The organism is Streptomyces sp. NPDC001508, assembly GCF_040298665.1.
In the GTDB taxonomy this organism is placed as follows: Bacteria; Actinomycetota; Actinomycetes; order Streptomycetales; family Streptomycetaceae; genus Streptomyces.
The window spans coordinates 1-10,368 of the sequence record NZ_JBEPAP010000117.1; the positions used below are offsets into that span (position 1 = coordinate 1).

General features: G+C 68.2%; 9 protein-coding genes. 4 read left to right on the plus strand and 5 right to left on the minus strand.

What is annotated here, in order from left to right:
- Positions 1-342, plus strand: a 342-nt coding sequence (locus ABT245_RS45030; RefSeq protein WP_351746744.1) for a hypothetical protein, incomplete at its 5' end; no start/stop codon positions are given.
- A 127-nt stretch (positions 343-469) separates the two neighbouring features.
- Here the strand turns inward: ABT245_RS45030 and ABT245_RS45035 are convergent.
- Positions 470-1,360, minus strand: coding sequence for a glycosyltransferase (locus tag ABT245_RS45035; protein ID WP_351746746.1), 891 nt, complete (start codon positions 1,358-1,360; stop codon positions 470-472).
- Between the two features lie 776 nt (positions 1,361-2,136).
- Here ABT245_RS45035 and ABT245_RS45040 point away from each other — a divergent pair.
- Positions 2,137-2,721 carry a DUF11 domain-containing protein gene (locus tag ABT245_RS45040; RefSeq protein WP_351746749.1) on the plus strand — a complete coding sequence of 195 codons (585 nt, stop codon included), beginning with the start codon at positions 2,137-2,139 and terminating at the stop codon, positions 2,719-2,721.
- A gap of 418 nt (positions 2,722-3,139) precedes the next feature.
- On the opposite strand, the gene ABT245_RS45045 is transcribed toward ABT245_RS45040, so the two are convergent.
- Together ABT245_RS45045 and ABT245_RS45050 are read right to left on the minus strand one after the other, a co-directional pair.
- Entirely contained in the window at positions 3,140-3,664 is a 525-nt protein-coding gene (locus ABT245_RS45045) for an NUDIX domain-containing protein (protein ID WP_351746752.1), read from the minus strand.
- A 97-nt stretch (positions 3,665-3,761) separates the two neighbouring features.
- On the minus strand, positions 3,762-4,613 hold the full coding sequence (locus ABT245_RS45050; protein ID WP_351746755.1) for a M23 family metallopeptidase: 852 nt from the start codon (positions 4,611-4,613) through the stop codon (positions 3,762-3,764).
- A gap of 1,359 nt (positions 4,614-5,972) precedes the next feature.
- Here ABT245_RS45050 and ABT245_RS45055 point away from each other — a divergent pair.
- Together ABT245_RS45055 and wecB are read left to right on the plus strand one after the other, a co-directional pair.
- Complete coding sequence (locus ABT245_RS45055) at positions 5,973-6,659, plus strand: sigma-70 family RNA polymerase sigma factor (protein ID WP_351746757.1); 687 nt, start codon at positions 5,973-5,975, stop codon at positions 6,657-6,659.
- 61 nt (positions 6,660-6,720) lie between these two features.
- Entirely contained in the window at positions 6,721-7,944 is a 1,224-nt protein-coding gene (gene wecB, locus ABT245_RS45060; RefSeq protein WP_351746760.1) for a non-hydrolyzing UDP-N-acetylglucosamine 2-epimerase, read from the plus strand.
- A 206-nt stretch (positions 7,945-8,150) separates the two neighbouring features.
- On the opposite strand, the gene ABT245_RS45065 is transcribed toward wecB, so the two are convergent.
- Both ABT245_RS45065 and ABT245_RS45070 read right to left on the minus strand, forming a co-directional pair.
- Positions 8,151-9,698: a chaplin family protein gene (locus ABT245_RS45065; protein WP_351746762.1), complete on the minus strand. Its 1,548-nt coding sequence runs from the start codon at positions 9,696-9,698 to the stop codon at positions 8,151-8,153.
- A gap of 353 nt (positions 9,699-10,051) precedes the next feature.
- The coding region (locus ABT245_RS45070; RefSeq protein WP_351746765.1) for a CDP-glycerol glycerophosphotransferase family protein at positions 10,052-10,368 on the minus strand (317 nt) is incomplete at its 5' end.

Genomic DNA, 10,368 nt, shown 5'->3' on the forward strand with positions numbered 1-10,368 from the left:
CGTCTGCCCACGACCAGGGTGGGTTCATCCGATCCGCCCAGGGATGAGCGGTTCACAACGTTTCGCGAAGATCATTTCGCTGAGAAAACCTCACTGGCTTCACCGGCTGAATTCCTGACCGAGACCGGTGCCGAGGGCCCCGCTGAGATGAACCGCGAGATCAGTGAGACTACGGCTGCTCACGGCGCTGCCAAGCGACTCGACCACCGCGCTGGCGCTATGCAGAAGCCGCGGCCGGCCATGGAGACCTTGGTGATCAAGGCCGGGCAGGTCGCTGTGACGTGGCGTCATGGCGGTGATGGGGGGCGTGACCGTTGGGTGGGGCGCCGTATGCCGTTCTGACCGGCACCCGTGGCTCCCACGGCAGGACCGGTCGTTCAGCCGCGTCAGCCGGTCACCGGGAATTCGGACTCACGGGCCCGGACGCCCGCATCACTGGGCGGGACACCACCGGAGACGGTGTGCCGCGTCATCTGCCGGAGCCGTAGAGCGCGAGCAGTCGGGCGGCCTGGGTGGTACGGGTGTGGCATCGAAAGGCGCGTCTGACGGCCTCCGAATGAATACGGCGGTCAACCGGCGAACCGAGCAGACGCAGAACCGTGTCGGCCAGGATCTCCGGAGTAGGGGCCAGCCCCGGAAGCCGGAGCGCCCTGAGCGCCGGGATCGAGCGGGCCACGACGGGCAAGCCGGCCACCGCCGCCTGGAGCAAGGTGTCATGGCTTCCCTCCCAGGCCGCCGTGTGCACATACACATCGGCCGTCCGCAGCAGACGAAGCGCGTTCCTGCGCGGCAGCCGCCCCGTGACACAGACCCCCGCACTCTCCAGAAGGCGGCGGTAGCGGGATTCCCCGTCGCCGATCCAGATCCATGTGGTGTCCGAGTCCGCCGCGGCCGCCGCGCGCGCGAAGAAAGCGGGATCCCGTTGCGGGCTCAGCGGACCCATGGCGACCGCCGTCGCCCCCACGGCCACGGGAGGCGGCACATCCGCGGGGTCGAGCACATGGCCGTGCGGTACCCGGGGCACATGGACGATCCGTCCCGTGGGCTGCAGGCACGCCGCCAACTGCCCCTCCCGAGGAGTGCACACGGCCACCACGTCGGTACGCGGCGCGAGCAGATATTCGCAGGCGAGGGCGAGGATCCGAGGCGCGGCACGCAGGTCCTGGCGCTCGAACGCATAACCGTGCGGGCTGTAGACGATGGCATCCGTCGGGACGCTGGGCGAAAGGCGCACATACACCCCCGCGCCGAACGAGTGCGCGTGCACCCGATCGGGCCTGACCTCCGCATAGGCGTCGCCGATGGCGCGCAGCCGGGCCCGTTGACCGCTGGGCAGGACAGCGATCCTGGCCCCGCTCATCCCACGGGGAATTCCCGAAAGCCCGCAGGGTTCTGTGACGAGTACCCAGTGCTCCAGATGACGGGCCGCGGAAAGATATTCGCCCAGCGCGGAAAAAGCGTTCCGGGCGCGTGATTCGACGACGTGCAGAATGCGGCCGGGGGCGCCGGTGGCCCGGTCCGGTACATGAGTCGTGCTCGGGCTGGCGAAAGTCGAGGACATGTTTCTCACCGAGAGGAATCTGGGAGCGGTGACGTCCTGGCTCACACATCCGTGCAGCAACAGTTGGGCAAGGACCGTCCGCAGGGAACGAATTGTCGGGTGAATTGAAGATCCACCCATATCACATCGGTTGATCGCCCATGCGCGAGCGCGGCCGTGGCGCCCCCTTCCTACGCGCATGAGCGCAGGCCCGAAGCCTGCTGACGAGGGCACAGAACAGAGGCTCGGCCCGGCGCGGGATCGTCTCCCAGATGCGCCGTCGCGATCGGGGGATCACCGGTGAGTGCCCCGCACAGGCCCCGACACGACGCCCCACTCCCCGAGCGGCGACGAGGCCGGCCGCCTCGATGGGGCGGCGTCGACATCCACCACGGCCTGCGCCCGGGCGGTTTTCTCGTCGAGGACGAGGTGGGGTGCGGGAGCCGTGTGCCCGCGGGGCGGCGCGGACGCGCCTTCACGGACGGCGTCACCTGTCTGGACAGTCGGCCGTCATGCGGAAGAAGCCTGACGATCTGATACGTATACCCCCTCCGACAACGGAAGGGGTTCTTCAACCCGATAGGTGAGTAAGGCACATGAAGAAGTACTCAAGGCGGATGCTCGCCATCATGCTCACGGTGGGCGGTGCCGCAGGGGGTGCGCTCGGGCTGCTGGCCGCGCCGCAGGCGGTCGCGGCCGACGCGTCGGCCGATCTGTCCATCGCCAAGGCCGGTCCGGCACTGGGGAACGCGGGAGACCCGATCACCTACCAGATCGTCGTCACCAACTACGGCCCCAACGCCTCCTCCGGGTGGGTCGTCACCGACCAGATCCCCACGGGGCTGCTCAACCCGAGCGTCACCACCTCCGCCGCCAACTGCGGCCAGAGCAACGGCACCATCTCCTGCCAGGGCGGTGCTCTGCCCGTGGGGTCCAGTGCCGTCATCTCCGTCACCGGCACCGCAGGACCCAACGGATTCCGGATGACCAACACGGCGACCGTCGACGGTGTCGAGGCCGACCCCGACACCGACAACAACGTCTCCTCCGCCAACACCAACATCCTGGCGGTTCCCCTGGTCGACCCGGCCATCGGGGCGGGCGTCGCCGCCGCTGCCGTGACCGGGGCCGGCGTCGTCCTCTACCGCCGCCGTCTCGGCACCGGCACGCCGGCGATGTAACACCCCGGCCACTGCCGGTTCTGCACCGGGGGCTTCGGGCTCCCGGGCTCAAGGGGTCAGGGCCCTGTGCCCTTCCCCGGCGGCCCGGAGCCCGGCACCGACCGTCACCCGGGTGCCTGAGTCATGTCTCACTGCGGGACGTGCCGCGTTGACGGGGCACGAGCACGGCACCGGGACGCGAGGAAGCGCGGGGCGACTTCGGCGAGGGCCGCGGCTGCGGCACGACCCGCTCGTCCGCCCCAGTGGCCCTTCTTCGCCTGGGCGCGACGGCATACATCAGGCAGAAGTACGCACAGAACGCGTTCAGGGAGAGCACGCAGAAGAGCAAGATGACCACAAGGAAAGATCCCATGATCTTTGGTCACCCCTTGTCTCGGTAGAAGCGGTACTGCTGGTCGACGGTCGGATCAGGGAGGTGTCACTGGCAGGCGCAGCACATGGTGTGCGCCGGGCTCGGGCATGCCGGCGCGGTGGTGGGGGGCGTCGGGCCCCATCGTCCGTCCATGAGGACCCCCTGGCCTGCTCGCATACGCACCGTCGGGGCCGCCTTGAGCCAGGCGGTGACGGAGTTTCTGTATCCCTCGTGCATCCGCACCCTGTGCAGCTCGTGGGGGCTGAACAGGCCGAGTTGCCGGTGCTTGCCGCTCGGCACGGGGGTGGCGTGGGGAGTCAGCACGGGGCATCCGTAGGTGACGGTGAGAATGCTGCGGCCGGGCTCCGGTTCGTGCGACCACACGTCCAGCAGCGGGCCGGCCATCGTCTGCCATCCGGATTCCTCCGCGATCTCGCGGACCACGCACTGTTCTGGTGATTCACCACGTTCGAGGCGCCCTCCAGGAAGCTCCCATTCATCGCGCTCGTTCAGCAGGAGAAGGACACGAAGATCAAGAGAAAGAGTCACTCCCCTGACGTACACGGAGTAGGCGGGCCGTGCGTGGGTCATAGTAGTCCTTCCGTGTCGCACCCGGCGCTTGCTCAAGCGCCTTCCAACTGAAATTGATGAATTTTCAGATGATAACTCTTGACGATCGGGTGGAGGGTTAAAAAGTCACGCCGTGTTCTCGCATCCAGATGACCGGATCCACTGCCGAACCGAATTCCTGGGTGACCCGCACTTCGAAATGAAGATGCGGTCCCGATGAATTACCGGTGTTACCGGAAAGCGCGATCGGATCACCCGGTCCGACGCTTTGTCCCACACTCACCCGGAGCACCGAAAGATGGGCGTACTGCGTGTAGTACCCGTTGCCGTGCCGGATGACGACGTTGTTGCCGAAGGCCCCGTCACAGCCGGCCTCGACGACCACTCCGGCGCCCACGGCATGGACCGGTGTACCCACCGGGACGGCGAAGTCCTGTCCGGTGTGCCGATGCGCCCAGTGCGAGCCCGCCGCCCCGAACCCGGCCGAGAGCACATAGCCCTGAACCGGCAGGACCCATTGGTTGCGTGAGCGGACGGGAAACAGGAGAGAGGACAGATCGCGGTGGACCGGTGCGGACCCGTCCCGGCAGGGAGTGACCGCGCGCCGCGCTTGCGCCTCCTGCAGTGCGCGGGCCCGACGGAGCTTCGCCTGAATGTCCCGCTTGGCCGCCGCCTGCCGCTGCTGGAGCGTCCGCAGCAGACGCAGTCCTGCCATGGCCTTCCGCTGTGCCTCGGTGAGGTCCACCGTGTTCCTCTGCACACGCCGCAAGGAGGCCGTCAGACCATGATGGGCGCTGTGCACAAGGCTGAGATTGCGCAGCGCATCACGGCGGGTGGACGTCGTCAGGGCCAACAGTGTGTCGGGGAGCAGACCACCGCGGTACTGGATCCGGGCCAACTCGCCGACATCCGCTTTGAGTTCGCGTAGATCGCTACGCTGACGCGTGAGTTCGGCCCGGAGCAGCCGCACGGCCGTCGTCTGGGCCTGTGCGCTGCGACGGTATGCCTCGTGCCGCCCGGCGGCATGTGCCGCCTCCTCGTACAGGCGGTGCAGTTGGAGTCGCGAAGCGGCCCCCGAGCCGTTCACCGGGTCTGCCTCGTCATCCGCCCACGCGACGGAGGCGGGCAACGAGGACAGGCCGAGAGCCAACACCGTGAAGAGGAGGAATCCGCGAGAACGCCTGGTCAGCGTGAACCGCACGTGGGCACCCGTTCCTTGGTCCGATCGGCGACGGCAGCGGCCGACCGCACAGCCGGCGTGCGCGGCCCAAGGCGGTGGCCCGGCGCCCTGCCCACCCCGTGCTGCCCGTCGGCAAAACGGATGGGAATGCTTCGGTAGATCGTCTGCGGCTGACGGGGTACGTCGGATTTGCGGGCCAAGGATTCCCCTTGCACATCGGCAGTCCGTGTTCGTTCGGTCGGCGACGCCCCGGCCGGAGAAAACCGGGCCATGGCCCTCGGCGCACAGGATGACCGGTGATCCTGCTGAGGCGACGCCTTTCATATCGAGGAAGTCGGGACCGTCGCATGACGGCGTGAGAACGAGGGCCCATCGGCGACTGGCCCGCCTGCCCGTTCATGGTTCACGGACGCGGACGGACCGGAATGGGTAATCGGCCGCTGAACGAGTGATACGCCGTCACCCGCCTTGGCGCTGCGGGCGGACAACAGCGCCGCTGCGCGAACTCCCGGCTTCAGCGCGGCGGCCAGGGTGGGACGATCCGATCTTCCTGGACCTGAAGGTCGCATCTTCCGCTGGGCGTACGGCGTGGATTCACCCCGGGAAGAAGCGAAGGCCATATAAAGGGGTGGCAAACCTCCGCAGCGATCATGGGAGACAAAGCCGTGATGACCTGGATCGGCGCCTCCTTGCTTCCCGGCTTACACGGCGCCCGTGGCCGTCCGTCCTCAGCGCAATGCTGGGGACCCTCCTGAGAGTTCGCAGTCAATGGCTCCTCAAGCAACGGGCGGCGTATCGATCCCGAACACGTTTTGCGGCACCCCACGGATACGATCCGAGCAACGGATGACCTGAGCCGGTCCGACAATCCCCGTACCAACCCCCTGGGCCCGGACATAAGGAGCGGCATGTCACCACGCCGTCCGTCGTGCCTGAGCTGAGGACCCGCTCTGCTTATCGAGTCTCGGCGACTCTCAAGAAAATCGATGGGATTCATCGTGCGCCCGTGAACGCCCTCGGCGAATCCTCGTCCAGGAGCCGTCCTTGTCAAATTCAACCAGACATCGTACGCCGCCGGTCCGCCCCTCAGACCCCCAAGGCGCCGACCCCGCGGCAACCGAGTTAAGTGACCAAGAGCTGGCTCAGTCAGTGCGAGACGGCGATGCCGATGCCTTCGCGGAACTCTTCACCCGGCATCGCAGAGCCGCCACCCGACTGGCCGCGATGTACGCCGACGACACCCACACCGCACAGGATTACGTGGCCGAGGCATTCTCCCGAGTCCTACAGGCGCTGCGGTCCGGCGGGGGCCCGTCCAGCTCCTTTCGGAGCTATCTGCTCAAGGTCCTGCGCAACGTGGTGGCCGAATGGGGCAGGAACGCGGGCCGGCAGGTGTATGTGCCGGACGTCAGCCTCTACGAGGTGGAGTGCGCGGCCTCGGCGGGATACGAAGCCCTCAAGAACTATGAGAACGGGCTGGCGATAGAAGCGCTCGCCTCCCTCTCGGACCGGTGGAGAACCGTCCTCTGGTTCACCATCGTGCAGTCCCAGCAGCCCGCGGCCATCGCCAACAGCATGGGCATCAGCCCGAACAGCGTCGCGGCCTTGGCCTACCGGGCGAAAGAGGGCCTGCGGCAGGCATATCTCACGGTCCATCTCGGCCAGTGGAGATATCACGGGCAGTGCTCTGGCTATGTGCGAAGGCTTGCCGCGTATTCCCGCGGACGTCTCAGTGAGTGCGCATCCGAAGAGGTGGCACTGCATGTAGAGGAATGCGGCGCATGCAGCCGTCTCTATCAGGAGATCGACGAACTCAACAGCCTCTTCCGTGCCTAGAAGTGCCTCGCTCCGCAGGGGGCGCGCCAACCATCCCGTTCTGTATTGGAGCCAATGACCCATGAACGAGACAAACGACATCGCGGTGGTGCTGGGCACGCGTCCGGAGATCATCAAGCTGGCCGGAGTGATCCGCGGTCTCGGACCACGTGCCTCGATCTTCTACACCGGGCAGCACTACGACAGGGAACTCTCCGACAGTTTCTTCCACGCGTTCAAACTCCCCGAGCCGCATGTGCGTCTGACCGGGGTCAGCGCCGCCCACCGCAGTGTGCAGATCGCGCGGGCCACCCAGCAACTCGCCGAGCACTTCCGGCAGTCGCCTCCGAAGGTGGTCATCGTGCAGGGCGACACCAACGCGACATCCGCGGGCGCGCAGGCCGCGAACTACTGCGGAATCCCCGTCCTGCACGTGGAAGCGGGCCTTCGGTCCAACGACCGGACCATGCCGGAGGAGATCAACCGGCGTCTGGTGTCCGTCCTGGCCGACGTGCACTGCGCCCCCACGTCATGGAATGCCGCGAACCTCGTCTCCGAAGGAATCCCGCTGCACAGGATCAGGGTGACGGGCAACACCATCGTGGAGGCCACCCACGAATCCATGCCGGGCCCACTGGAAACCCGTGAATTACTCGACCGATATGGACTCAGGGAGAACGAGTTCATCATCGCGACGATTCACCGTCCGGAGAACACGGATGCTCCGGAGCGACTCTCCGAAATCATCGACGCGCTTGCCGATTCGCCGATCCCGGTGGTTTTCCCGGCGCATCCGAGGACGGTCAGCAGCGCCCACTCCTTCGGACTGGCCGGACCGCTCTCGCGACTCCGCTGCATTCCCCCGCTCGACCATTCCGCCTTCCTCTCGCTGGCCGGCAGCGCACGCTTGCTGATCTCCGACTCGGGCGGGCTCCAGGAGGAGTGCACGATCATCAAGAAGCCACTGATCGTGGTCAGGAAGAACACGGAGCGGCCCGAAACGATCGCGGCCGGTTTCGCCGTACGCGTGCGCCACAAGGAGGAGATCTCCGAGGAGATCACTCGGATCCTGCTCAACCCCGACCTGGTGAGTGCGCTGGCCGGCCGGCCGTGTCCCTTCGGTGACGGTAAGGCCAGTGAGCGCATCGCCGAGATCGCCCTGGCCATGGCCGGGAGGACGGCTCTTCCGTACAGCGAGGCGGGCGACGAGTTCTCCAGCGCCCCCGAACCGATCGGGCCACAAGGAGGTGCCGTGGGAAGAGCGTTGCGTCGTTCCCCTGTCCAACAGGGCTCCATCGGCCAGTAACACGCCCCGGAGCCCCCGAGGGCATCAGGTGGTCCAAGCGCGTCCGCGGAACGCTTCTCGCGGCGCCTCGGCAGGCTTGCCCTGCTGACCTCTGTCGAAGGGCAGCAGGGCAGGCCGTCCCCCGTCCGGCGCGGCCGCACACAGCCACTCGTGCCACCGCTGTCCGGCCGGACCCGGCGGGGTGGGCCCCGCCGGTGCCGTCGGCGCTACCGACGGGAGTTTCTGCGGCGATACACGATGGCCCCGCCCGCCAGCAGTGCGGCGACGGCGCCGGTGGCCGTGAGCATCACCTCGGTGCCGGTGCTGGCCATCCCGCCCGTCTTGGCGGGTGCCGCGGCCGTCGGGGTGGCCGGGTCGTCACCCGGTGACAGCGGCGCCGTCGGGGTGGTGCCGGTGGAGGTCCGGGGAAGGGCCGCGGACTGCGCGGGCACCGTCACCGGGGTGGCCGGGCCGCTACCGTCCGGCACGGACGCCGGGACGGTCGTGACCGTAGAGACGGTGGCAGTGGTCGGGACACGCGTCGGCGACAGCGGGGTCGCCGGGGCGATGACCGGCCCGCGATCCGAGGGCCTGGGCCCTGCCGGGGCGGTGGGGACGGCGGGCGTCGAGGACTCCGGCGCCGCGGGAGGCACCGGCCGCTGGGGCACCGTGGGCGAGGACGGCGAAGAGGGCGTAGCGGGTGAGGGAGTCGCAGGGCCCTGCTCCGGGCTCTGGGGTGCCGTCGGAGCGCCGGGAGACGAGGTCGTCGAACCGGCCGGGCCGCCGTCCGAGGACAGGGGCGTCGTCGGCGTGGTGCCGGTCGCGGGAGGCGAGATCGCCGGCACCGAGACGGACAGGGGCGGCAGGTCCACGGCCGGGACGGCGGGCGTGACGATCCCCGAAGGGGGCTGCGCCGAGGGGCCGGCCGGGTACAGGGGCACCCCGGGGACGGACGGCAGCGTGATCGGCACCGTGGGCAGAGAGACGGGCGGAGTGACCGGCCCGCGATCCGAGGGCGGTGTGACCCCCGGACCCGCAGGCCCGTCAGTGTGCGGCCGGGAGGTGGACGGACCGTCACCGTCGGGGGTGTTGCCGCAGGAGGTGCCAGGGGCAGCCGGGGTGAGCGCCTGGATGGTGTTGCCGCAGACGTCGACCGGCAGCTCCACCGTTGTGTTGACGGTGTTGCCGGACAGTACGGGGGGTGTGTCTGTGGTGGTTGCTGGTTGGGTGGGGTCGGCCGTCGTGGTCGGTCTGTTGGGGGCGGGGTTGGCCGGGGTGGGCGGCGGGCTGTCGGCCGTGGTGGGGGCGCAGGAGGTGCCGGGGACCGTCGGGGTGAGCGCCTGGATGGTGTTGCCGCAGACGTCGATGGGCAGGTCGACCGTTGTGTCGATGGTGTTGCCGGACAGTACCTGGGGTGTGTGTGCGGTGCTGTCCGGTGTGGTGTGGTCGGGGGCTGTGGTGGGGGTCTGGGGTCGGGCGGTGGATGAGGTGTCGCGGTCGGGAGTGTGGTCGGGCAGGGCAGGTGTGTTCGGTTTGCCGGCTGTGGTGGGGGCGCAGGAGGTGCCGGGGGCAGCCGGGGTGAGCGCCTGGATGGTGTTGCCGCACACGTCGACCGGCAGGTCCGCCGACACCTGGACGGTGTTGCCCGACAGCGTGTCGGGCACGTCCAGCGTGATTCCTTGCACCTGGGGGGCGGCGTACGCGTCGGAGCCGCCCACCAGGACGCTTGTCGCGGCGGCGGCCATGACCATGCCCTTGCTCAGGGTTTGTCGCACTCTCGTTGTCTTCCTGTTCGAAGAAGGGGTCAGCAGACCTCGGCCCCGGGACCGGGGAGGAGGGACCGGGCGCTGTCGCGGCGGCCATGGACCGTGACGGCACGAGCCGAACGAGGACGGCATGAACGCCTCGCACCATGGCCTGCGGCTTATAAACGAGAGAGGTACCGGTGAAGAAACCATGGATCGTGGATCGCCGGAGAATTCATCCTTAATGCCCGCTGATCCTTCGAGCGGCCCGCGGAACAGGACGTCCACGGCACTCACCATCAGCCGATGGGAATTTCTTCGGTAAGTCACTCAATACCTTGCGAATGATTCCCATATCGGGCCGCGTCGAATGCCGGGGCCTCTCATGCGCCGCGAACGCCGGAGGCGAGCGTGGTCGCGTCGGACGCCTGGCTCGCCGTCGGCTCCGGTGTCCACCCCGTCTCGCCGAGCAGCAGCGTCCGTACGACGCGCTCGGCGGCCCGTCCGTCGTCGAACTCGCAGAAGCGGGAGCGGAATCGATTCCGCAGCCGGGCCGACTCGGCGTCCCGCCAGCGCCCGGAGGCGAACAGGGCGGCCAACTCCTTGTAGGAGTGCGAGACATGGCCGGGTGCTTCGGCGGTGATGTCGAAGTAGGCGCCGCGGCTCGCGGTGTAGGCCGGCCAGTCGTCGGCGTGGACGA

Bases quoted from the DNA above. Each gene is read 5' to 3' on its own strand.
- ABT245_RS45040 (WP_351746749.1), top strand. From the start codon at position 2,137: ATGAAGAAGTACTCAAGGCGGATGCTCGCCATCATGCTCACGGTGGGC.
- wecB (WP_351746760.1), top strand. From the start codon at position 6,721: ATGAACGAGACAAACGACATCGCGGTGGTGCTGGGCACGCGTCCGGAG.
- ABT245_RS45045 (WP_351746752.1), bottom strand. From the start codon at position 3,664: ATGACCCACGCACGGCCCGCCTACTCCGTGTACGTCAGGGGAGTGACT.
- ABT245_RS45035 (WP_351746746.1), bottom strand. From the start codon at position 1,360: ATGAGCGGGGCCAGGATCGCTGTCCTGCCCAGCGGTCAACGGGCCCGG.